This window comes from Nonomuraea sp. CA-141351, from assembly GCF_050944675.1.
GTDB lineage: Bacteria > Actinomycetota > Actinomycetes > Streptosporangiales > Streptosporangiaceae > Nonomuraea.
On sequence record NZ_CP191982.1, the window covers coordinates 4311120 to 4331210 of the forward strand.

A 20091-nucleotide genomic window follows, 5' to 3' on the forward strand; every position below is an offset into this window, starting at 1 on the left:
GGCTACTTCTCCTTCGATCGGAACCCGCGACGGTGGTCGCCAGGTGAGATCCGCCAGTGGCGGCGGAAGACGCGGTAGAGGGTCTCCGGCGTGCCGAGCCCCGACTCCCTGGCCACCCTGTCCAGTGGATGGCCGGTGACCTCCAGGAGCCGCCTGGCGGCCTCGGCCCGGCTGCGCTCGACGTACCGGCCGGGTGACAGGCCGGTCTGCTCGGTGAAGACGCGGGAGAAGTGGCGCTCGCTCATCCCGGCCCGCACGGCGAGCGCGGGCACGCTCAGGTCGGCGGCGGGGTTCGCGTCGATGTACGCCTGGAGCTCCCTCAGCGGCTCGCTGCGCGGCGTCATGGACCGCATCGGCGTGCTGAACTGGCTCTGCCCGCCCGGCCTGTGCAGATACACCACGAGGCCGCGGGCGACGTCCCTGGCCAGCGCGTGGCCGTGGTCCCTGGCCACCAGCGCGAGCGCGAGGTCCACGCCGGACAGCACACCCGCCGAGGTCCAGATGTCGCCGTCCTCGATGTAGAGCGGGTCGGCGTCCACCTCGACGCGCTCATAGCGGGTGTCCAGGTCCCGGGCCGCGAGCCAGTGCGTGGTGACCCGCCGGTGGTCCAGCAGCCCGGCCTCGGCAAGGAGGAACGCGCCGTTGCACACGGACGCGACCCGCCGGGCGCCTGTCGCCAGCCCGGCGATGTGCCCGACGAGCTCCCGGTCCGCCAGCCGCTCGGGCACGGACAGCCCGCCCGCCACCAGCAGCGTGTCGATCGGCCCCGCGACCTCGCCGAGCGCCGAGGCCGTGACGGTGACGCCGTTCCCCGCGGACACGGCGCCGCCGCCCACGGCCGCCACCTCGATCTGGTATCCACCCTCGGGCACCAGCAGGTCCGCCGTCGCGAACACGTCCGCGGGACCGGCCATGTCGAGCAGCTGGAAGCCGGGGAAGACGACGATCAGGACTCGTCGCTGCATGCCTTCATGCTGATCGCAGGCCCGTAGTGGCGTCAACGACACGAATATTGCAAATTACGCCAAGAGCCCCCGGGGCAGGACCGGGGGCTCTTGGCGCGGAATGGGCGGAAAAATCAGCCCATGTGCGGGTAACGGTGGTCGGTCGGCGGCACGAACGTCTCCTTGATCGTGCGGGCGTTCACCCAGCGGATCAGGTTGAAGATCGAGCCCGCCTTGTCGTTGGTGCCCGAGGCGCGGGCGCCGCCGAACGGCTGCTGGCCCACGACCGCGCCCGTCGGCTTGTCGTTGACGTAGAAGTTGCCCGCCGCGAAGCGCAGCCGCTCGGACGCGGACGCGATGGCGTACCGGTCCTGGGCGATGATCGACCCGGTCAGCGCGTACGGCGCGATGCCCTCCATCTGGTCGAGCACCGTGTCGAAGTCGCGGTCCTCATAGACGTGCACGCCCAGGATGGGACCGAAGTACTCCTTGACGAAGATCTCGTCGGCCGGGTCGGCGCACTCCAGGATGGTCGGCTTCACGAAGTATCCGACGCTGTCGTCGTACGAGCCGGTGAGGACGTCGATGTTCGCGGCCGCCCGCGCCCGGTCGATGGCCTCCTTGTGCTTGGCGAACGCCCGGGCGTCGATGACCCCGCCCATGAACGTCGACAGGTCGCCCGACACGTCGCCCACGCTCAGCGACTCGGCCACCGAGACGAAGTCGTCGCGCATCCGGTTCCAGACCGAGCGCGGCACGTACGCCCGCGAGGCCGCCGAGCACTTCTGCCCCTGGTACTCGAACGCGCCCCTGATCAGCGCCGTCGAGAGCACCGCCGGATCGGCGGACGGGTGGGCCAGCACGAAGTCCTTGCCGCCGGTCTCGCCGACGAGGCGCGGGTAGCCGTGGTAGGAGGCGATGTTCTGGCCGACCGTGCTCCACAGGTGCTGGAACGTCGCGGTCGAGCCGGTGAAGTGGATCCCGGCCAGCGCTGGGTGCGCGAGCGCCACGTCGGAGACGGCCTGCCCGTTGCCGGTGACCATGTTGATCACGCCAGGGGGCAGCCCTGCCTCCTCCAGCAGTCGCATGGTGAAGTGCGCGGCGAACTGCTGGGTGGGCGACGGCTTCCAGACGACGACATTTCCCATCAAAGCTGCGGAAGTCGGCAAATTTCCGGCGATGGCGGTGAAGTTGAACGGCGTGATCGCGAGCACGAAGCCCTCGAGCGGCCGGTACTCCATCCTGTTCCACACGCCGGGCGACGAGATCGGCTGGTCGGCGTAGAGCTGACGCGCGTACGCCACGTTGAACCGCAGGAAGTCGATCAGCTCGCAGGCCGAGTCGATCTCCGCCTGCTGCGCCGACTTCGACTGGCCCAGCATGGTCGCCGCGTTGAGCGTCGCCCGCCAGGGCCCGGACAGCAGGTCCGCGGCCTTGAGGAAGACCGCCGCCCGCTCGTCGAACGACAGCGACCGCCACGCGGGAGCCGCCCGCAGCGCTGAGTCGATGGCGTCCTGCACGTCCTGGGCCGTAGCGTCGTTGGTACGGCCCAGGACGGAGGCGTGGTTGTGCGGCTGCACCACGTCGATGGGGGCGCCGCCGCCCAGACGCTGCTCGCCGCCGATGGTCATGGTCAGGTCGACCGACGACCCGGCCAGCTCCTTGATGCGGTCTTCCAGCGCGGACCGCTCGGCGCTGCCCGGCGCGTACCCGTAGATGCGCTCGTTGGCGGGAACGGGGACGTTGCTGATGGCATCCATTACTTACCCCCAAGGGCACGAAGGAAGAAGGCGACGTTGGCGGGGCGCTCCGCGAGGCGGCGCATGAAGTAGCCGTACCAGTCGTCGCCGTAGGGGACGTAGACGCGGACCGTGTGGCCGGCCCCGGCCAGGGACTCCTGCAGGTCGGTCCGGATTCCGTAGAGCATCTGGAACTCGTGGTCGCCGATCGTCCGCCCGAACCGGTCGGCGAGCAGCTCCGTGATCGCGATCATGCGATCGTCGTGCGTCGCCACCATGGGGTATCCCTTCCCCGCCATGAGGATCCGCAGGCATCGCACGTACGCCTTGTCCACGGCGCTCCTGCCCTGGTGGGCCACGGAGGCGGGCTCGCGGTAGGCGCCCTTGACCAGGCGCACCCTGGAGCCCTCCGCGGCCAGGTCGCGGCAGTCGTCCTCGCTGCGGAACAGGTACGCCTGGATCGCCACGCCCGTCGACGGGTAGTCCTCGCGCAGCTTGCGCAGGATGGACAGCGTCGAGTCGACGGTGGTGTGGTCCTCCATGTCGAGCGTGACGGTCGAGCCGTTGGCCGCCGCGCCGGCGCAGATCTCGCGGGCGTGCTCGAGCGCCATCGCGTCGTCGAGCCGCTGCCCGACGGCCGACAGCTTCACCGACACCTCGCCCCGGGTCCCGAGCTCGAGCGGCCGCAGGGCCTGGAGCAGCGTGAGGTAGGCGTCCGTGGTGGCCTCGGCGGCCCGCGCGTCGCGCGTCTCCTCGCCGAGGTGGTCGACGGTGACGGCCAGCTTCGCGTCGCGCAGCCGCTCGATGGCGTCGCGGGCTTCCTGAACGGTTTCCCCCGCGACGAACCGCTCGACCACCTTCCTGGTGACCGGAAAGCCCGACACGGCACGGCGTACGACGCCGCTCCCTGACGCGGCGAGGAGCACTTGACCCAGCATGCCTCAAGTTTAAAAACGCAGCTCAGAGGGGGCCATCGACGTGCGTAACGCCGGGTGTGGCAGGCTGTCATACAAATGCACAACTCGGCAGACCTGCAAGAGATCGTCGACGAGATCGCCGCCCGGCTGGGGGCGTCCGTGACGCTGGAGGACCGCTCGTTCCGGCTGCTGGCCTACGGGGCGCAGCACGGCGACATCGACACGGTCCGCCAGGAGTCGATCCTGCGCAGGCGCGCCACCGGCGAGGTACGCGACTACTTCGAGCGCTACGGCATCGCCAAGGCCACGGGCCCGGTCCGGATCCCCGCCGACGCCGAGCTGGGGGTCCTCGCCAGAGTGTGCTGGCCGCTGCGCCACGGCGAGGTCACCTACGGCTACCTGTGGCTGCTCGACTCGGGCTCGCTCACGGCCCTCGACTCCGTCGCGCCGCTGGTGGCCAGGGCCGCCGCCGCGCTCGCCCAGGAGGCCAGGAGCAGGCAGGACCTCGGCCGGGGCCTGCTCGCCCTGTTCTCGGCCGACCCGGCGGAACGCGCGAGCGCGTCCATCGAGCTGCCGGGCCCGGTCGCGGCGGTCGCCGTACGCGAGTCGGCCGAGCGCGTCGCCGCCTTGTGGACGCTCCCGCGCGGCGTCCTGGCCCGCACCGGCTCGCCCGTCGCCCTGCTCACCCCGGCCCACCTCGCGGGCGAGGTCGCGCAGACCCTCCAGAGCGCGTACGGCACCGCCGCCGGGATCGGCGCCCCCAGGCCCGACCCGGCCGACGCCTGGCTGAGCTGGCGCGAGGCCCGCCACGCGCTGCGCGTCGCCGAGCACTTCCCACGGTACGCCCCCATCGCCCGCTGGGAGGACCTGGGCGTGCACCGTCTGCTCGCCAGGCTCGGCCAGGCGGACCTGCGCGAGCTGGCGGCCGAGACCGCGGCCCTGGACGCCGAGCTGGCCGAGACCGTGGAGGTCTACCTCGACCACGGCGGCCACGCCCAGAAGGCGGCCGCCGAGCTCGGCATCCACCGCCAGACGCTCTACTACCGGCTGGGCAAGGCCGAGCGCCTCACGCACAGGGACCTGTCGGACGGTGACGACCGCCTGGCCGTGCACCTCGGTCTCAAGGCCGCGCGGCTCTGTAGACCTTGACCCAGTCCACGTACATGGACACGGTGTCCGGCGTGGCGGAGTCACGGCACCGAGGCTCGCACACGACGTCGTTCTGGAGCGCGAGTCCCATCTCGCGTCCCTGAGGCACGTACGCGCCCCGGTAGTCCCAGAGCCTCTTGCCGTCCAGCCAGAACGTCAGCCGCCCCGGCAGCCAGTCCACCGCCACCGTGTGCCACTTGGTGAAGTCGGCCCGCAGCTGCCGCAGGGCCCGGCCGTGCCCGCCGTGCACGAAGATCCCGCCGCCCTGCCGCTCCGGGTCCACGATCTCGGCGAAGTCCACCTCGGCGTAGTCGTCGTTCTCGCCCTGCGCGGTCGGCCACAGCAGCGCCACGGGGGTGTACCCGGCCCCCGCCTCGGCCCTGAACCTGACCTCCCACCTTCCGTACCGCTGCGCGAGCCGGGTGGCCACGCCGCCCGACAGGTCCTTGCCGCCGTACATGCCGCCCTTGAGGCGCAGCACGCCGTTCGCGACCGTGGTCGCCTTCCCGGTACGGGGGTTTCGACGGGCCTGGGGGGAGTGGTAGATCATCCACTTGCCGGTGTCGAGCGTGGAGCCGTCGAAGTTCTCCACGAGGACCGGGGCGCCCCAGCCCGGCGTCTGTGCCTGCGCGGTCTGGGGGAGCGCGGCGACGCCCAGGAGCGTGAGCGTCACCAGGATCTGACTGCGTGTAGTCATGTGGTCAATGGAAGCAAAGATGTCACTCTGGTAACGGCTGTTCGCGGAATCCGGGTGCTTGGCCGGCGCCGCCGCCTCTGAGATGAAGCGCACCGCCGCGCCGGCCAGCCCCTCAAGGCGGGATCAGGCGCAGGCCGCCTCGTAGACCCGTACGAGCTCCTGGCTCACCCGCTCCCAGGAGTAGCGCGAGCGCGCCCGGTCGGCCCCCGCGTAGCCGAGCGCGGTGCGCAGGGTCGGGTCACACAGCAGCTCGCGGACCAGCCGGGCGGTGCGCGCCGGCCGGTCGGGCGGCACCAGCAGCCCGGTGACGCCGTCGACGATGGAGTCGAGGTGCGCGCCGACGGCCGAGGCGATCACCGGTACGCCGCAGGCCATCGCCTCCAGCGCGACGATCCCCGTCGCGGCCTCGCGCGGCACCGACACCACGGCGTCCGCGCTGCGCATCAGCTTCGGCACGGCGGGCCGCTTGACCTGGCCGAGCAGCGTCACCCGGTCGGCGACGCCGAGTTGCTCGGCCAGGGCGCGCAGGCGGCGGGCGTCCCTGTCGTCCTCGAGGTCCTCGAGCTCCGGCCCGCCCGCGATGACCAGCTCGACGTCGCCGAGCCCCTGCAGCGCCCGCACGATGGTGTGCGCGCCGCGCTCCGTCGAGAGGGGGCCGACGTGCAGCAGCCGCTTGCGTGTGCCCCGCGTGGCCACCGCGCCGCGGCGCTGGAAGCGCTCGGTGTCGACGCCGTACGGGACGACGGCGATGTTGCAGCGCGGCACGCCGAGCCTGATCAGGGCCGACTCCTCGTCGCCCGAGCCGGCGATGACCGCGTCGGCCCGGCGGCCGAGCGCCAGCTCAAGATCCTTGTGAGAGGTGTCGACGGTGTGGAACGTCTGCGTGACCGGCACCCCGAGGTCGTGGGCGCCCGCCACGGCGGCCAGCCCACCCGTCCACGAGTGCGCGTGGATCACGTCGGGCCGGTCCTGGCTCCATCGCTTCATCAGGTGTTCGCCGACGTCGTTCAGGAACGGCACGACGTCGTCGTCCGCGAGCTCCACGGCGGGACCCACATCGATCTGCTCCAGCGTGACCCCCGGGGCCACCCGCGTCTTGGGCTTGCCCTCAGCGCTGTCACGACGGGAGAAGACGGTGACATGGTGCCCGCGACCCAGCTCGCGTGCGACGGAAAGGATGTGGTGACTCCGGATGCCTCCGGCAGCGGCGACGATCGCGATATTCATGGCACACCTCAGCGTGGAAAGCCTGGAAGGTGTGCCTGCGTCTTAGGCACATCGATCTACGCCTACGACCATACCCAGGTTTGAGCCGATCGCAAACCCCTGCAGATCAGACACTCTGACTGTGCACGTCAGACACCCCGGAGCGCGAAGATCACGATCTCGTCCCACACCTGGCCGCCCGAGAACGCGTGCCGGTCGGCCTCCACCGTCTTGACCACGGTGGAGGGCGACTGGCCCGCGCACCGGCCGAGCACGTCGGCCAGGCGCTCCTCGCCGTAAGGCTCGCCGCGCTCGTTCCTGGAGGAGATCAGCCCCTCCGAATACAGCACCAGCGTCTCGCCCGAGGCGAGCATCAGCCGCTCCACCCCGGTCTCCGCCTCGAGCGCGATGCCCAGCGGCACGCCGCCACCCGAGGCGAAGCGCACGCCGCCGTCGGCCTGCAGCAGCGCGGCGGGGTGGTGCCCGGCGGACGACAGCCTGATCTCGCGCCCCTTCACGAAGCCCGCGACGGCCATCACGAACATGCCGGTGCCCTGCGTGACCAGGGCCTCGTTGACCTTGCGCATCGCCAGGTCGGGGTCGGACTCCCAGACGCTGAGCACCCGCAGGCCGCCGCGTACCATCGCGCTGACCGAGGCCGCCTCCTCGCCCTTGCCCGCGGCGCCGCCCAGCGCGAACCCCCATCCGCCCGACACGGGGAAGACGTCGTAGAACTCGGCGCCCACCGACGATCCCGGGTGGTAGACGGCCGCCGCCTCGTAGCCGGGCACGTCCGGCAGATTGCGCGGCGCCACGCTCGCCGAGAGCGCGTCCGCGGCCCTCGAACGGCTCTGGAAGCTGGTCTGGGCGCGTACCGCCAGGCCGAGCTGCAGCCCGACCTCCTGCATGACGGCCAGGTCGGCCAGCGTGAACGGCTGCCGGTCGTGCGTGCGCACCAGCGTCAGCACGCCGTCGGTGGTGCCGATCGGCACGCACAGCATCGAGCCCGCGCCCATCGCCGTCAGCAGCGGCCCCTCCGCGCAGAAGCCGAGCAGCGTCTCGTCGTCCAGCATCTCCTGCACCACGCCGGAGCCGCGTTCCAGCACCTGCGTCACGACCTGGCTGCCCCCCGGGTCGGCGGACTCCACCTGGCGTACGAGCTCGCCCAGCGGCTGGTTCTTCGGCGCCACCACGATGGAGCGGTGCGGCAGCCCGCCACGGACCATGTCGGCGATCACCCAGTCCGCCCACTGGGCCGCCAGCAGCCGCGTCGCCCTCGGCAGCGCCACCGGGCGCAGCAGCGACTCCTCGTCAAGCAGCAGATTGGCCATCTTGGCCAGCAGGTCCTGCCGCTTGGCCGCCGCCATCAGCAGCGCGCCGTCGGACTGCTCGGGCCGCCGCCCGCCCGGCTCGGGCAACCGCACCTCGACCGGCAGCGCCACCGCCGCGACCATCTGCTGCGGCTCCCCCGGCATGGTCAGCCTGGTCAAAGCCAGCTGTACGCGGTGCGTACGCCCCTGGTGAGCCAGCCGGGTCTCGAACGCCGACGGCTGCCCGGTCTGCAGCACCGCCGTCAGATGGGACCTGAACGCCGCCCGCCGCGACACGTCCACCAGCAGCGGGAACGACCGGCCCACCAGGTAGCCGTCGGGGCTGCCGAGCATCTGCGAGGTCTCGGGGTTGATCCGCCTGACCACGCCGCCGCCGTCCAGCACGATGACCGGCACGGGGAAGGCTCGGAACACCTGGCGCAGCAGCTTCAGCTCCCGCTGGGAGCCGTCCTTCTTGCCGCCGGGCCGCTTGGGCGCCTTCTGCAGCGCCTCCCGGGCCTCGGCCAGCAGCTCCGCAGCGGTGTCGAGCTCGGCGAGGGCGGCGTCGAGGGTGGGCGCGAGGTCGGCGGGATAGGCCGTCCTCGCCTCACGCAACGAGGACACGCGCCCGGCCAACGCGTCCAGCGCTTGTTCGAGGTCCGGCATGGTCACCCTCTGACGCTACGTCACATGGGATATCAGTAGCCATATCGGGTAGGGGCTTCTTGTTATGGAATCCACTGCGATGATCACCCCCGGTCTCGCCCGTGACCTCGCCACACTGGGCCGGTTGGGTGAGGACACCTCGACGGAAAGTGTGCTGCGCGGCCTCACCACGGCGCTGGCCGCCGGAGTCCCGGGCTGCTCGGGAGCCTCGGCGGAGCACTGGCGCGACCACCGGGTGCTGGTCTCCGGCTCGCACAGCGAGCTCATCATGCTCGTCGAAGGCGAACGAGAGCTCGGCGAGGGCCCGTCCATCGAGGCGAGACAGAGCGGCGGCCGCGCCGGTGTGACCGACGTGCTCAGCGAGACCCGCTGGCCCCGCTATGAGGCGCTGGCCACCCGCTGGGGCGTGCGCTCCGTACTCGTCGTCCCCATCGACGTGGCGCCCGCCCTGCTGCTGATCGGCCTCTATTCGGTACGCCCGGGAGCGTTCTCCCCGCAGGGCGCCCACTCGCTGGCCGACATGCTGACCGAGCAGGTCGGCGTGGCGATGGCGAACATGTGGGAGTTCGACGAGGTGCGCACCGACGCCGCCCAGCTCCAGGAGGCCCTCGCCGGACGGTCGGTGATCGACCAGGCCAAGGGCATCATCATGCAGACCAGCGGATGCACCGCCGAGGCCGCGTTCGAGGAGCTGCGCAGGATCTCCCAGCACCACCAGGTCAAGGTGGCCGACCTGGCGAGGCTTCTGGTCGATGAGCACCAGCGCAAGTCGAAGCGCTGATGCTCTTCAGGTAGGCCTTTTCAGGCGTGGCTCAGCCGATGGCGGCCAGCGCGTCGTCGAGTGTGTCGTAGAGCGGCAGCCGCTGCGCCAGCCCGGTGATCCACATCACTCTGGACTTGGAGTATTCGACCCCGATGAGCGCGAACTTCGCGCCCGAGGCCAGGCTCGTCTGCCAGTGGTGGACGATGAGCCCGAGCGCCCGCGAGTCCATGAACGTCACGCCGGCCAGGTCAAGGATCAGGTTGGAGCCGGCCATGGACAGGTAATCGGCGAACTGCTCCCGGGTCGTGGCGTCGAGCACGCCGTCGACCCGGATCACGGTGATCTCGTCCACCGTCGACGACGTGAGGCTCAGGGCCGCCACGGACCCCTCACCGTTCTCCGGCATTGTCACGGGGCAACCCTACTGTCACCGAACATAGGAGGAATACTTCCGGTGATACGGGGGACACTAGTTGCGGAGTCCAGCAGCGGGCTTTCGTCTCGGAAGTAGAGCGAGGCGTGCCTCTGCCTGGGCTTTTCCTGCTGGGGGAGGCCGCCTGCGATCCATAATGAGGAGCAGCGATGGCTGTGCAGGAATACGTCCTCGAGGAGATGACAGCTGAAGAGCTCCTGGCCGAGATGGTCAGGGAAGACACCCCCGACAGCCTGAGGGAGCGCCTGCGCGAACGCATCGTCGAGATGCACAGGCCGCTCGCCATGGAGATCGCCAGGCGATACCGCTACCGCGGCGAGCCGTTGGAGGATCTCCTCCAGGCCGCGTATGTTGGCCTGATGAAGGCCGTCAACGGCTTCGACCCCACCCTCGGCCACGCGTTCAGGGGTTACGCGGTCGTGACGATGACCGGCGAGGTCAAGCGCCACTTCCGGGACCGCACGTGGGCCATCCGGGTGCCGCGCCTCTACCAGGAGCGCCGTTCGGAGCTCAACCGGCTGGTCGCCGACCTCAGCCAGGACCTCGGCAGATCGCCGACCGTGGCGGAGCTGGCCGCCAAGATGAACATCACCGAGGAGGACGTCCTGCTGACACTCGACGCCTCCGCGGCGTACAGCACCCTGTCGCTCGACGCGCCGCTCGGCACCGACGACGACGCCGCCTCTCTCGGCGACGTCATCCCCGAGGACGACGACACGCTGAGCACCATGGTCGACAGGGAGGCCGTCAAGCCGCTCATCGACGCGCTCCCGTCCCGCGAGAAGCACATCCTGCTGCTGAGGTTCTTCGGCAACATGACGCAGGCCGAGATCGCGGCCGAGTTCGGGATCTCCCAGATGCACGTCTCACGTATCCTCCGCAAGGTTCTGGACCAGCTGCGCACTGAGCTGGTCGGTTGAGAAGAAGGTCGCCGGGTGAACGAGGACGTAGAGCCTCAGTCGGGCTACATGAGCCCGCCGCCCGGCGCGCCCGTGAAAGAGCTTCACTTCCGGCTGCCGGACCTGCCGCAGGTCCGGCAGTTCGCTGAGGACGAGGCCCGCTCCGCCGGAATGCCCGAGGAGGCCGTCGGCGACTTCGTCATCGCGGTCAACGAGGTGGCGACCAACGCCGTCACCCACGGAGCGGACCACGCCTTCATGCGTACCTGGCTGGTGAACGGAGACCTGGTCGTGGCGGTGCACGACGGGGGCACGTGGAAACCGGGCCCCATGCCGGGGGCCGTGGGTGGGATGGGACTGTGGGTGGCCCGTCTGCTGTCGACCGAGCTGACCCTGCGCGCCGGGGAGGACGGCAGCACCGTCATCATGCGCTTCCCGGGCAAGGAGTGACGCTTCGCGGGAGACCGCCTTCCGGCGGCCTCCCGCTCCTTTTGGGGGTTATCTTTTCGGGGCTATTTTCTGGGGTTATCGGCGGGCTCGTCCGCGCCAGTTGCCGTATCCGCTGCGGATGCTGGCCGTACCGATGCCTGCCTGGTGCAGGGCCAGCAGTGTCAGCCCCAGCAACGCGAACGTCATGCCGGAGAAACCGCCGGGGATCCTCACGCCGACCAGGTCGAGCAGGAACCCCAGTCCGAAGATGATCGCTGCGACTACCGCGAGCATGTCATGTCACCTCCTTGTTCCGGAAAGGGTGAGCAGGCTCTCCAGGACGCTCCTGTAGTCGCGTAGCGCCAGGCGCAGCTGCTCGGTGTCGGAGGCGTCAGCGTCCTTCCAGCGGGCACGCAGGGCGTCCGTACGGCTGGTGAGGCTGCTGGTGAGGGACTCCACGACCTCGCCGACCAGGCCGTCGGCGCGCCGCACGGCCTCGCCGGGGTCGTCGACGAACGCCGTCTGCAGGTCGCGCCAGCGGGCCTGCACCTGGTCCGGGTCCTGATCGAACAGGACGACGTCCTCGGGGGCGGCGTGCGCGGGAGCCTCATCGGACGCCACCGGCTCCTGGTCCGGGTCCGCGAGCATGTCGCCGCCGGTTGCGGCGTACGGGGCGCGGTACGAGGCGTCGTGCTCGGCCTCGGGGGCCGTCACGGCACCGGGCACGGCTGCCGCGTACTCGTCGTCGGCGCGCGGACTCCGCGCCTCCAGCTCGTCGTCGGTTGCCGCACGGGGAGAGTCGTCGCCGGCGAGCTCGTCGCCGTGGGGACGCTCGTCATCGTCCGGGTAGCCGTGGGAACGCCCGTCATCGTCCGGGTATTCGTGGCGCGAGTGCTCATCCGTCGTCGGGGGGACACGGGGATGTTCCTCGCCGCCACTACTGGGAGTGGGGATGCCCATGGTCTCTTTCACCGTCCTCGCGAAGTCTCGTGGAGCAGCTCCTCGAACAGCGCGCGGTAGTGCACCATGGCCTGCCGCAGATCCTCCGTCGAGGCCTCTTTCCTCGCCGCCCGCCCGCTGATCTCGTGAGCCGTCCTGTAATGGTCGAGAGTGGCCGCGTGCCCCACCGACAGGGTGGACAGCCGCTCCTCGAAGTCCTGCGTCGGGTAGCCCCGTTCCGCCATGACCGCCGTGACCAGCTGATCGGCCTCGGTCACCGCGAACCCGGGGGCGTCCACGAAGCGCTCCTGCACCTCGGTCCACCGGTTCGCGTAGGTATCACGGGAATCCTCAGTCAGGGGGTGGATGTCGAGCTCGGCATGCCGCCGCTCCCTGTCGAGCAGCTCCTGCTCGGCCTCGCGGCGGTTATCGTGTTCCGCGACTATGCGCTCGTACTCCGGGCCGAAACGTTCGCGGAGATGGGTGCGACGCTGCTGTTGCCGTAGCACGAGATATACGACTGCGGCGAGCGCCACCACCGCGACCACGACGACGGCCACCCACATTAAGGTGGTCATGATGTTCGCCTCCGGTCTCTGTGTCGAGACCAGCGACTGCCCTCGAATCGGCTGGTCGAAACCAGCCGCCTCAGCGAGCTTCGAGCGCCTTCATCGCCGCGGCCAGCACGGCTGCGACATGTGAGCCGCCTGGTGGCGCCGGGACCTCACTGAACCCTTCAGCCGCGTCGTACCGCACGTCGAGCCCCTCGTCCACGAGCCGCTGAGCCCACCGCAGAGCCGTGTTCAACCGCTCGGCCGCGGGCGGCTTCCCCTGAGCGGCCGCCGACAGGTTGCGAAGATTGGTGGCGGGCCCGGACTGGGCGTGCACGCGCGCCAGCTTCCACGGGACGGCGCGGCTGTGGTCCAGCATCGGCTTGGCCAGCCCGGCGGCCCGCTTGGCCTGCAGCACCCCGGACTCGCTGACCCCGAAGTGCACGGCGAGGTCCTGCACGCTCATCCCCTCGGCAACCAGTCTGGCCAGCTCCCGCCGATCGATGGTCGGCTTCCGCCCCAACCCGACCACCTCCGCTCTCAGTACACGTGTAAACCTTCGATTGCGCCAAGGCTATGCCGTTCCGCCCCCCGTCGGGCGACGACACACGACCGGGACGTAGCTCAGCTTGGTGGCGTGGTCCAAAGCGCCCGCCTGCGGCGGCCCGCGGCGCGCCGGGGCGCCAGCCGGCCGCGCTGCCTCTTGCCGAACCCCGATCAAGGACGAGCGTTCGATCTCGAGTGACAGCTTCGGCGGAACGACGAGCTGATCCACAGCGATGTCCACGTGGACGGTCCTGCCCAAGGCGCCCCTTCGGAGAAGATTCATGGTCGAAATCGGCTTCGTAGCTCCCAGCCACCCCGCTCAGGGCTACAAGTCCCTCTCCTCACCGACGGGGAAATCCCTGATATCGCGATGGCCATTCGAGTGGCTTCCATCGACATCCCAGAAACGCACTACGGCGATAACGCCGCCAGTGCTCAGGCCGCCGTGGAGCTCCCCAAGGCGCATCTTCAAGCATCGGAGGGGGACGTGAACCCTGAGAACGCGTTACGCACGTTGGCTGAAGGCTTCGACGGCGAGGTGATCCTGCCCGAGGCCGCCGACTACGAATCGGCCCGCCGCGTTTGGAACCAACTGATCGACCGCAAACCCGCTGCCATCGCACGCTGCCAGACCCGGGGCGATGCCGTCTCGGCGCTGGCGGCCGCACGCGATACCGGCCTCGAAGTCGCCGTCCGCGGCGGCGGGCACAGCTTCCCCGGCTTCTCGACGACCGAGGGCGGGCTGGTCCTGGACCTGGGCCCGATGAAGCAGATCGTCGTCGACGCGGAGCAGCGGACGGCCAGGGTCGGCCCGGGCGTCCGGTGGGGTGAGCTCACCTCAGCAACCGCGCGGCACGGGCTCGTGCCGGTCGGCGGGCACGTGGCCGATGTGGGCGTCGCCGGGCTGACGCTTGGAGGGGGTAACGGGTGGTTCGCGCGAGTCTTCGGGCTTGCCTGCGACAACCTCGTCGCTGCCGACGTCCTCACCGCTTCGGGGAGGATCGTCCGGGCGAGTGCCGACGAGAATCAGGACCTGTACTGGGGCCTGCGCGGGGGCGGCGGCAATCTCGGGGTAGTCCTCGAGTTGACCTTGCGCCTGCACCCGGTCGACCGGCTGCTCGGCGGGCTGGTCCTGCACCGGTTGGACGACGCCGCCGAGGTGCTCCGCTTCCTCGCCCAGTACGGCCGAAACGCTCCCGATGAAGTCAATGTGGCGCCTGCGATCCTCGCCGCTCCACCGGCGCCTTTCGTTCCCCAGGAACTGCACGGAAAGCCTGTGCTCGCGCTGGCGATGTGTTACGTCGGACCCGTCTCCGACGGGGAGCGCGAGCTCGCGCCGGTGCGTGGGTTCGGCAAGCCGTTCGCCGACCTGGCCGAACCGACCTCGTTCGAGGTCCTCCAGCACATGTTCGACGCACAGGGGCAGTCCACGCCCTATCACATGCGCTCTCATCTGGGCGGTCCGATAACGGAGGAACTGATCGGAGCCGTGATCGATTTCGGCGGTAGGCTCAGCTCGCCGGAGAACGGTGTGCTTCTCCTGCCGATGGGTGGTGCCGTGGCCGGAGTCGCGGCCGACGCCACCGCCTTCCGGCACCGGGAAGCGTCCTACTGTCTGGAAATCGGGGCGGCCTGGTCGGCGGACGACGAGAACCCGCAGAGGCACATCGACTGGGCCGACCAGCTATGGGCGGCGACACGGTCATGGGCTACCGGGGTGGAGGTCAACCACCTCGCAGACGAGGGGCCCGAGGGGGTCCGCAGAGCCTACGGCGACAACTACGACCGGCTGGCCGAAATCAAGCGGGCCTGGGATCCCGATAACCTCTTTCGACTCAACCAGAACGTTCCCCCAGCCGTCGCCGAGGGCGGTCGGAAGACGTGAGCCTGCTTCGTTCCCCGATCCGCCATGGACAGGGAGGGCAACCCGACGGGCTGTCTGTTCACGTGCCGTTTGTTGCGTCCCGGCGCGGTCTCGCCGACGATGACGGGTTATGAGCGACGCCGTGCCGGACGACAGCCACCAGCAGCATCACGGGCCCCTTCACGAGCTCGCCGAGCGTATTCACCACCACCATGAGGACGCCGTCCACCGTAGGGAGGAGGCGGAGCTCGCCTCCGCCGCTGGACAGGCCGGATTTGACCTGGAAACCGACCTCGGGCACCCCGTGACCCATCCCGGCGGGGACGCCTTTGACATGGACACGGACCTAGGAATAGATCACGATTAAGCAGACTCTCGGCCCGGCGGTCGGGCGGGGCCCGTCAATCTTGGAGTAACTCCAGGAAGGCGGGCCTTTTGCCTGCTCTGAGACGAAACTCCATCGACCATCAGCGACTATTCGCGATCTCGATCTGCCCCCCCGCCTATCATTCTGTGCCCGCGCCCCTCGACTGGCCGGATCTACTCCCGCACGGCGGCCCGCAGATCAATATCGGTGCTCAGATGTGAGAGCCGGCACCGTCACAGAATAGTAAAACCCGATCATCGCAACTCGATGATCGGGTGATATCCGAAATGTCGGGACGACAGGATTTGAACCTGCGACCCCCTGACCCCCAGTCAGGTGCGCTACCAAGCTGCGCTACGTCCCGTCAAGTCCTTGGCGGAACTTTTAGGTTTTGGTTCCGCCCGGCCTTGCGTGAAGAACACTATCACGAGCGATGGACCCCTCTGTGCCAACTCTCACGAAGGCTGGAGGCGCCGTCACGGCGACTGTACCTGCCAGGCGGCAAGTGTGAGATCCCCCTGGCCGCGCCGAGGAGAGCCGTTGGGTTTCGGGGTCCGCGCAACACTCGTCAGGGCCTGCTTCGTCGTCGCGCGATGGCGGGACCCATCGTCATCGAGACGCACTCGGTTGAAACAAGGCACCCGCCCAGAACGAGTACGCCGACAACGTCGAGGTGATCAACTCGACCCCAGCCGGCCGCGCGGCGAGAACGTCCCGACCTCCCGGATGCTCTCCCACAAGCACGGTGTCACCCTCGAGCAGGCCAAGGCCATGAACGACCGCGGCACTGCCCTCGCCGCCGAGGAAGGGCCGGCGTACTGCCTGGACACGGCTCGCCACCGAGGCCGGACTGCCCGCCGAGGACCTGGCCCGGATCTCCACCTACATGCGGGCGCACATCAGCCGCTTCGAGCGCCACATCGCGGTCCACGATGGGACACCGCTGTCCGGGTCGCCGACCAGATCGACATCGCCCCGTACGAGAGCCCACGACTCTCCCGGACGGGCGCCGATCAGGAGGGGCCGCACGACGTAGGTGTACATGCGGGTGCCTTCCGTCGCCGGCGGTCCTGGTCGGCCCGGTCAGCTGGCGATCCGCGCCTCGCCGGTCCGTTCGTTGAACGTCCGCCGGTAGGCGGTGGGCGACACCCCGACGATCCGGGCGAAGTGCGCCCGCAGGCTGGCCGGCCCGCCGAACCCGCACGTGGCGGCGATCCATCCGATCGGCTGGTCGCTGGTCTCCAGGAACTGCTGGGCCCGGCGTACGCGCTGCTGCAGCAGCCAGCGCAGCGGCGACATCCCGAGCGCCTCGGCGAACCGGCGCTCGACGGTGCGCACGCTGACATTGGCCTGGGCGGCCAGGTCGGCGGTGGACAGCGGCAGATGCAGGTGCTCGCCGGCCCAGTCCAGCAGAGGGGCCAGCCAGCCGTCGCGGACCACCGGCGAGGCCGGGCGGTGGTACTGGGCCTGCCCGCCGTCCCGGTGCGGCGGAGTGACCAGGCGGCGGGCCAGCTCGGCGGCCACCGCGGCGCCGTGGTCGACCCGCACCACGTGCAGGCAGGCGTCGATGCCGGCCACTGTCCCCGCGGAGGTGATCACGTTGGTGTCCTCCACGTAGAGCACGGACGGATCGACCCGGACGGCGGGATAGCGGCGGCTCAGCTCCTCCGCGTACAGCCAGTGGGTGGTGGCCCGGCGCCCGTCGAGCACCCCGGCGGCGGCCAGGACGAAGGCACCGGAGCAGATGGACAAGATCCGGATCCCGCGCTGATACGCCTCCCGAACGATGTCCACCAACTCCGCCGGCGGGTCGTCGTGCACATTCGTGCAGGCCGGGACGACGAGGGTGTCCGTCGATTCCAGATCCCATCCGTGGCGGTCCGGGGCGAGGGTGAATCCCGGGCGCAGCCGCACGGGCGCATTCCCGGCCGGGACCACCGAGAACTCGTACCACGGATCGGCCAGGTGCGGCCGGTCGACGCCGAAGACCTGACACGGGACGGCTGCTTCGAAGATCGGCATGCCGTCGGTGACGGCCATGACGACGCGATGGGCGCGCATGACGGGAATCTAGCGCAGGTTGACGTCGCGGCAGCTGGCCCCCGGCGGCACCCCTCAGCAGGATTGGAACGAGTCCTTATGGCTGGAGGAGACCTGATGATGGAGACAAATGACCGCCCCGACGGCGGACGCGCGAAGCCGGTGGTCGCGGTGTTCGGTGCCTACGGGCACACCGCCCGGTTCGTGACGGCGGAGCTGCTGGAGCGCGGTTGGACGCCGGTGCTGTCCGGGCGGGACGCGGCGAAGCTGGAGGCGGCCGCCGCAGCCCACCCTGGTGTGGAGTGGAGGATCGCCTCGGTCGACGTCCCGGCCTCGCTCGACCGCGCGCTCGCCGGCGCGGCCGCGGTGATCAACTGCGCGGGGCCGTTCGGCGACACCGCGCCGCCGCTGATCGAGGCAGCGCTGCGGGCCGGGATCCACTACCTGGACGTCACCGGCGAGACCCTGGTCGCGATCGACACCTTCGACACCTACCGGGATGATCCGCGGGTGAAGGAGGCAGGCATCGTGGTGGCGCCGGTGATGGCGTTCTACGGCGCGCTGGGCGACCTGCTCGCCACCGTCGCGATCGGTGACTGGCCGGCGGCCGACGAGATCTCGATCGCGGTGGCCCTGGACAGCTGGCACCCGACCCGGGGCACCCTGCTGGCCGCCGAGCGCCGGGCCGGGCGGCGGGTGGTCTTCTCGGAGCACCACCTGCAGGTCCTCGCGGGCGACGAGCCGCCGCCGAGGGGGACCTGGACATTCCCCGAGCCGTTCGGGACCCAGGACGTCGTCGGGCAGTTCTCCAACAGCGACGTGGTCACCATCTCCCATCACCTGGACACCGCGCGGATCAACGCCTTCCTGAACGTCGCCCCGCTGAAGGACCTCGGCGACCCGGAGACCAAGGGCCCGCAGGCGGCTGACGCCGGCGGCCGATCGGCCCAGGTCTTCCTGGTCGAGGTCGTCGTCCGCCGCGGGGACGAGCAGCGGCGGGTGGCGGTGCGAGGCCGCGACATCTACGCCATCACCGCGCCGATCGTGGTGGAGGCCACCGAACGGATCCTGGCCGGCCGCGGCCGCGCCACCGGCGTCGTCACTGCCGGAGAGATCTTCGACGCCGAGGACTTCCTGCGGTCCCTGCCGCTGGACGAAGTGTCGCTGGGCAACGGGTGACGTCCGGCCTCATTGCCGCACGCCGGCCGGCCGTTCACGAGCCCTGCTGAAGGAAGGTGACGATCCAGGCGATCTAAGCGCAGATCTTCTGCTCGATGTCACACCTTTTGACCTCGGGGTAGCGGGTTGACGGCTTGTCCAGCAGGGGCTGGGGCTTGTGGCGCAGGTGCAGGTCGAAGAAGGCCCGAACGTGGCTGCGGGTGATCTCGACGGCGCGCTCTCCGGACAGGCCGCGATTGCGGTAGACCCCGAGCTGCTCCACCAGCAGCGCGGTGTCGGTGAAGGAGACATGCTCTGCCCCTGCCACCACGAGCCAGCGCTTCCATCCCGTCAGCTGTACCCAGTCACGATCCCACGTGGTGTCCTTTCCGCCCGGGCTGTGCATGGCCTGCGCGCCCAGGAAGAGGAACGGTCGCGACAGCCCGCTTTCCGGGATCGGGGCGAACGTGGTGCCGTCCATGTTGAGCCCGGCGCGCACGCGGGTGTCCTTCAGCATGGCGGCGATGGTGCTCGCGCCTCCCGCCGAGTGACCGGCCATCCCGATCCGGGACGGGGCGATCAGCGAGGCGCCCTTCCACGCGGGGTGCGCGCCGGTCAGTTCGTCGAGCACGAAGGAGACGTCGGCCGCTCGGCTCTGGCCCACCTTGTTCCAGAACTCCTGGCCTTTGACTGCCTCACACGCGACACACGTGGTGACCCGGCCGTCAGGGAAGGTCGTGGCCAGGCTCTCATAGGTGTGCTCGATTCCGGCCACCACATAGCCCCTGCTCGCCAGCTCCTCGGCCAGGGCGGTGAGCGAGCTGCGGGGCTCGGTGAAGCCGGGGGAGAGCAACACCAGGGGCAAGCTGTGCTTACGTCCGGCCGGTTCGGCGTCGCTGAAGGCGTTGGTCCGCGTTCTGCTCAGCGCGTCGTACGGCACACCGGTGACCTCTCCGCCTTTCAGGATGAGCTCCGACTCCTTTGCCGTCATGTACGGGGCCCGCTTGCCGCTGCGGGATTTCGCCGGATACCACAAGGAGACCATGAGTTCCCTCGCCTTCACGCTGGGAACCCAGGGGTCGGCGCGGGAGGTGTCCTTGAGGTACAAGGAGGTGGTGCCGACCGGCTGGGATCCGGTCGGTTTGGGGAGGTACGGCGTGCCGGCGCGGGTGGACGTCGGATCGGCGGGGACAGACGAGGTGGAGCCGGGCGACGGTTGGCGTGAGGGGGCGCCGGACACGACCGAACTGGACGCCGACGCGGACGCGCAGGAGGTGGCGGCCACGAAGCCGAGCAGGGCCGCAACGGCGGTGGCTCCTCGGCGGATCCGGCGGGGCGTCGCCGGTCTGCCCGCGCCGGCGCCGTGACCTGAGGCCGGGCCGGGTGTTGGTTCCCGTTCGATCACATGACGCATGAACTGTCCTCTCTGATGGGGGCGGCCGCCTCGACGTGCTTTCGCGGGTGGCCGGTGGCG

22 protein-coding genes and 1 tRNA gene are annotated in these 20091 nt (G+C 70.0%); 8 read left to right on the forward strand and 15 right to left on the reverse strand.

The window, feature by feature from the left end; translation table 11 throughout:
• Positions 1-2: 2 nt before the first annotated feature.
• The 3 genes from ACQPWU_RS20445 to ACQPWU_RS20455 form a co-directional block, all read right to left on the reverse strand.
• On the reverse strand, positions 3-965 hold the full coding sequence (locus ACQPWU_RS20445; protein ID WP_433442299.1) for a GlxA family transcriptional regulator: 963 nt from the start codon (positions 963-965) through the stop codon (positions 3-5).
• Positions 966-1078: 113 nt separating this feature from the next.
• A complete protein-coding gene (gene pruA, locus ACQPWU_RS20450; RefSeq protein WP_433442301.1) occupies positions 1079-2704 on the reverse strand; it encodes an L-glutamate gamma-semialdehyde dehydrogenase in 1626 nt (541 codons plus the stop codon).
• A complete protein-coding gene (locus tag ACQPWU_RS20455) occupies positions 2704-3621 on the reverse strand; it encodes a proline dehydrogenase family protein (RefSeq protein WP_433442303.1) in 918 nt (305 codons plus the stop codon). Before ACQPWU_RS20455 ends, pruA begins: the two co-directional genes overlap by 1 nt.
• 75 nt (positions 3622-3696) lie before the next feature.
• On the opposite strand from ACQPWU_RS20455, the gene ACQPWU_RS20460 reads away from it, so the two are divergent.
• Positions 3697-4749 (forward strand): PucR family transcriptional regulator, encoded by a 1053-nt coding sequence (locus ACQPWU_RS20460; RefSeq protein WP_433442305.1) that lies wholly within the window; start codon positions 3697-3699, stop codon positions 4747-4749.
• On the opposite strand, the gene ACQPWU_RS20465 is transcribed toward ACQPWU_RS20460, so the two are convergent.
• The 3 genes from ACQPWU_RS20465 to ACQPWU_RS20475 all read right to left on the reverse strand — a co-directional run bounded on the left by ACQPWU_RS20465 (position 4721) and on the right by ACQPWU_RS20475 (position 8628).
• Complete coding sequence (locus tag ACQPWU_RS20465; protein ID WP_433442307.1) at positions 4721-5446, reverse strand: glycoside hydrolase family 16 protein; 726 nt, start codon at positions 5444-5446, stop codon at positions 4721-4723. The two genes, ACQPWU_RS20460 and ACQPWU_RS20465, sit on opposite strands and share 29 nt — an antisense overlap.
• 123 nt (positions 5447-5569) lie before the next feature.
• On the reverse strand, positions 5570-6673 hold the full coding sequence (locus ACQPWU_RS20470) for a glycosyltransferase (RefSeq protein WP_433442309.1): 1104 nt from the start codon (positions 6671-6673) through the stop codon (positions 5570-5572).
• Positions 6674-6801: 128 nt separating this feature from the next.
• Positions 6802-8628, reverse strand: coding sequence for a SpoIIE family protein phosphatase (locus ACQPWU_RS20475; protein ID WP_433445253.1), 1827 nt, complete (start codon positions 8626-8628; stop codon positions 6802-6804).
• 64 nt (positions 8629-8692) lie between these two features.
• On the opposite strand from ACQPWU_RS20475, the gene ACQPWU_RS20480 reads away from it, so the two are divergent.
• Complete coding sequence (locus ACQPWU_RS20480; RefSeq protein WP_433442311.1) at positions 8693-9409, forward strand: ANTAR domain-containing response regulator; 717 nt, start codon at positions 8693-8695, stop codon at positions 9407-9409.
• A 31-nt stretch (positions 9410-9440) separates the two neighbouring features.
• Here ACQPWU_RS20480 and ACQPWU_RS20485 read toward each other — a convergent pair whose 3' ends face one another.
• Positions 9441-9797, reverse strand: coding sequence for an STAS domain-containing protein (locus ACQPWU_RS20485; RefSeq protein ID WP_433445254.1), 357 nt, complete (start codon positions 9795-9797; stop codon positions 9441-9443).
• Between the two features lie 176 nt (positions 9798-9973).
• On the opposite strand from ACQPWU_RS20485, the gene ACQPWU_RS20490 reads away from it, so the two are divergent.
• Positions 9974-10744 carry a SigB/SigF/SigG family RNA polymerase sigma factor gene (locus ACQPWU_RS20490; protein ID WP_433442313.1) on the forward strand — a complete coding sequence of 257 codons (771 nt, stop codon included), beginning with the start codon at positions 9974-9976 and terminating at the stop codon, positions 10742-10744.
• 15 nt (positions 10745-10759) lie between these two features.
• Positions 10760-11173, forward strand: coding sequence for an ATP-binding protein (locus tag ACQPWU_RS20495; protein WP_433442315.1), 414 nt, complete (start codon positions 10760-10762; stop codon positions 11171-11173).
• Positions 11174-11248: 75 nt separating this feature from the next.
• Here the strand turns inward: ACQPWU_RS20495 and ACQPWU_RS20500 are convergent, their stop codons facing one another.
• From ACQPWU_RS20500 to ACQPWU_RS20515, 4 genes are all read right to left on the reverse strand, one after another.
• The gene (locus tag ACQPWU_RS20500) at positions 11249-11446 is read right to left on the reverse strand and encodes a hypothetical protein (protein WP_433442317.1); all 198 of its coding nucleotides are present in this window, start codon (positions 11444-11446) and stop codon (positions 11249-11251) included.
• A gap of 6 nt (positions 11447-11452) precedes the next feature.
• On the reverse strand, positions 11453-12124 hold the full coding sequence (locus ACQPWU_RS20505) for a hypothetical protein (protein ID WP_433442319.1): 672 nt from the start codon (positions 12122-12124) through the stop codon (positions 11453-11455).
• A complete protein-coding gene (locus tag ACQPWU_RS20510; protein ID WP_433442321.1) occupies positions 12121-12669 on the reverse strand; it encodes a hypothetical protein in 549 nt (182 codons plus the stop codon). Before ACQPWU_RS20510 ends, ACQPWU_RS20505 begins: the two co-directional genes overlap by 4 nt.
• Before the next feature lie 70 nt (positions 12670-12739).
• Positions 12740-13174 carry a hypothetical protein gene (locus ACQPWU_RS20515; RefSeq protein ID WP_433442323.1) on the reverse strand — a complete coding sequence of 145 codons (435 nt, stop codon included), beginning with the start codon at positions 13172-13174 and terminating at the stop codon, positions 12740-12742.
• Between the two features lie 384 nt (positions 13175-13558).
• Between ACQPWU_RS20515 and ACQPWU_RS20520 the strand changes: the two genes are divergently transcribed.
• Together ACQPWU_RS20520 and ACQPWU_RS20525 are read left to right on the forward strand one after the other, a co-directional pair.
• A complete protein-coding gene (locus ACQPWU_RS20520; RefSeq protein ID WP_433442325.1) occupies positions 13559-15073 on the forward strand; it encodes an FAD-binding oxidoreductase in 1515 nt (504 codons plus the stop codon).
• A 109-nt stretch (positions 15074-15182) separates the two neighbouring features.
• A complete protein-coding gene (locus ACQPWU_RS20525; RefSeq protein ID WP_433442327.1) occupies positions 15183-15419 on the forward strand; it encodes a hypothetical protein in 237 nt (78 codons plus the stop codon).
• 290 nt (positions 15420-15709) lie between these two features.
• On the opposite strand, the gene ACQPWU_RS20530 is transcribed toward ACQPWU_RS20525, so the two are convergent.
• The 3 genes from ACQPWU_RS20530 to ACQPWU_RS20540 all read right to left on the reverse strand — a co-directional run bounded on the left by ACQPWU_RS20530 (position 15710) and on the right by ACQPWU_RS20540 (position 17480).
• Positions 15710-15783: transfer RNA gene (locus ACQPWU_RS20530), tRNA-Pro, on the reverse strand.
• A 518-nt stretch (positions 15784-16301) separates the two neighbouring features.
• Positions 16302-16463 carry a hypothetical protein gene (locus ACQPWU_RS20535; RefSeq protein WP_433442329.1) on the reverse strand — a complete coding sequence of 54 codons (162 nt, stop codon included), beginning with the start codon at positions 16461-16463 and terminating at the stop codon, positions 16302-16304.
• Positions 16464-16502: 39 nt separating this feature from the next.
• Positions 16503-17480, reverse strand: a complete 978-nt coding sequence (locus ACQPWU_RS20540; RefSeq protein ID WP_433442331.1) for a helix-turn-helix domain-containing protein — start codon at positions 17478-17480, stop codon at positions 16503-16505.
• 96 nt (positions 17481-17576) lie between these two features.
• Between ACQPWU_RS20540 and ACQPWU_RS20545 the strand changes: the two genes are divergently transcribed.
• The gene (locus ACQPWU_RS20545) at positions 17577-18638 is read left to right on the forward strand and encodes a saccharopine dehydrogenase family protein (RefSeq protein ID WP_433442333.1); all 1062 of its coding nucleotides are present in this window, start codon (positions 17577-17579) and stop codon (positions 18636-18638) included.
• Positions 18639-18711: 73 nt separating this feature from the next.
• Here ACQPWU_RS20545 and ACQPWU_RS20550 read toward each other — a convergent pair whose 3' ends face one another.
• Positions 18712-19662 (reverse strand): alpha/beta hydrolase family protein, encoded by a 951-nt coding sequence (locus ACQPWU_RS20550; protein WP_433442335.1) that lies wholly within the window; start codon positions 19660-19662, stop codon positions 18712-18714.
• Between ACQPWU_RS20550 and ACQPWU_RS20555 the strand changes: the two genes are divergently transcribed.
• Positions 19661-19984, forward strand: a complete 324-nt coding sequence (locus ACQPWU_RS20555; protein WP_433442337.1) for a hypothetical protein — start codon at positions 19661-19663, stop codon at positions 19982-19984. The genes ACQPWU_RS20550 and ACQPWU_RS20555 overlap by 2 nt on opposite strands.
• The last annotated feature ends 107 nt before the right edge of the window (positions 19985-20091 follow it).

What these genes read in the sequence shown, in the direction of transcription:
- ACQPWU_RS20545 (WP_433442333.1), top strand. Translation starts at nt 17,577, where the DNA reads ATGATGGAGACAAATGACCGCCCCGACGGCGGACGCGCGAAGCCGGTG.
- ACQPWU_RS20445 (WP_433442299.1), bottom strand. Translation starts at nt 965, where the DNA reads ATGCAGCGACGAGTCCTGATCGTCGTCTTCCCCGGCTTCCAGCTGCTC.
- pruA (WP_433442301.1), bottom strand. Translation starts at nt 2,704, where the DNA reads ATGGATGCCATCAGCAACGTCCCCGTTCCCGCCAACGAGCGCATCTAC.
- ACQPWU_RS20535 (WP_433442329.1), bottom strand. Translation starts at nt 16,463, where the DNA reads ATGTACACCTACGTCGTGCGGCCCCTCCTGATCGGCGCCCGTCCGGGA.
- ACQPWU_RS20475 (WP_433445253.1), bottom strand. Translation starts at nt 8,628, where the DNA reads ATGCCGGACCTCGAACAAGCGCTGGACGCGTTGGCCGGGCGCGTGTCC.
- ACQPWU_RS20520 (WP_433442325.1), top strand. Translation starts at nt 13,559, where the DNA reads ATGGCCATTCGAGTGGCTTCCATCGACATCCCAGAAACGCACTACGGC.
- ACQPWU_RS20460 (WP_433442305.1), top strand. Translation starts at nt 3,697, where the DNA reads ATGCACAACTCGGCAGACCTGCAAGAGATCGTCGACGAGATCGCCGCC.
- ACQPWU_RS20525 (WP_433442327.1), top strand. Translation starts at nt 15,183, where the DNA reads ATGAGCGACGCCGTGCCGGACGACAGCCACCAGCAGCATCACGGGCCC.
- ACQPWU_RS20490 (WP_433442313.1), top strand. Translation starts at nt 9,974, where the DNA reads ATGGCTGTGCAGGAATACGTCCTCGAGGAGATGACAGCTGAAGAGCTC.
- ACQPWU_RS20555 (WP_433442337.1), top strand. Translation starts at nt 19,661, where the DNA reads ATGAGTTCCCTCGCCTTCACGCTGGGAACCCAGGGGTCGGCGCGGGAG.
- ACQPWU_RS20485 (WP_433445254.1), bottom strand. Translation starts at nt 9,797, where the DNA reads ATGCCGGAGAACGGTGAGGGGTCCGTGGCGGCCCTGAGCCTCACGTCG.
- ACQPWU_RS20465 (WP_433442307.1), bottom strand. Translation starts at nt 5,446, where the DNA reads ATGACTACACGCAGTCAGATCCTGGTGACGCTCACGCTCCTGGGCGTC.
- ACQPWU_RS20470 (WP_433442309.1), bottom strand. Translation starts at nt 6,673, where the DNA reads ATGAATATCGCGATCGTCGCCGCTGCCGGAGGCATCCGGAGTCACCAC.
- ACQPWU_RS20455 (WP_433442303.1), bottom strand. Translation starts at nt 3,621, where the DNA reads ATGCTGGGTCAAGTGCTCCTCGCCGCGTCAGGGAGCGGCGTCGTACGC.
- ACQPWU_RS20500 (WP_433442317.1), bottom strand. Translation starts at nt 11,446, where the DNA reads ATGCTCGCGGTAGTCGCAGCGATCATCTTCGGACTGGGGTTCCTGCTC.
- ACQPWU_RS20550 (WP_433442335.1), bottom strand. Translation starts at nt 19,662, where the DNA reads ATGGTCTCCTTGTGGTATCCGGCGAAATCCCGCAGCGGCAAGCGGGCC.
- ACQPWU_RS20510 (WP_433442321.1), bottom strand. Translation starts at nt 12,669, where the DNA reads ATGACCACCTTAATGTGGGTGGCCGTCGTCGTGGTCGCGGTGGTGGCG.
- ACQPWU_RS20540 (WP_433442331.1), bottom strand. Translation starts at nt 17,480, where the DNA reads ATGCGCGCCCATCGCGTCGTCATGGCCGTCACCGACGGCATGCCGATC.
- ACQPWU_RS20480 (WP_433442311.1), top strand. Translation starts at nt 8,693, where the DNA reads ATGGAATCCACTGCGATGATCACCCCCGGTCTCGCCCGTGACCTCGCC.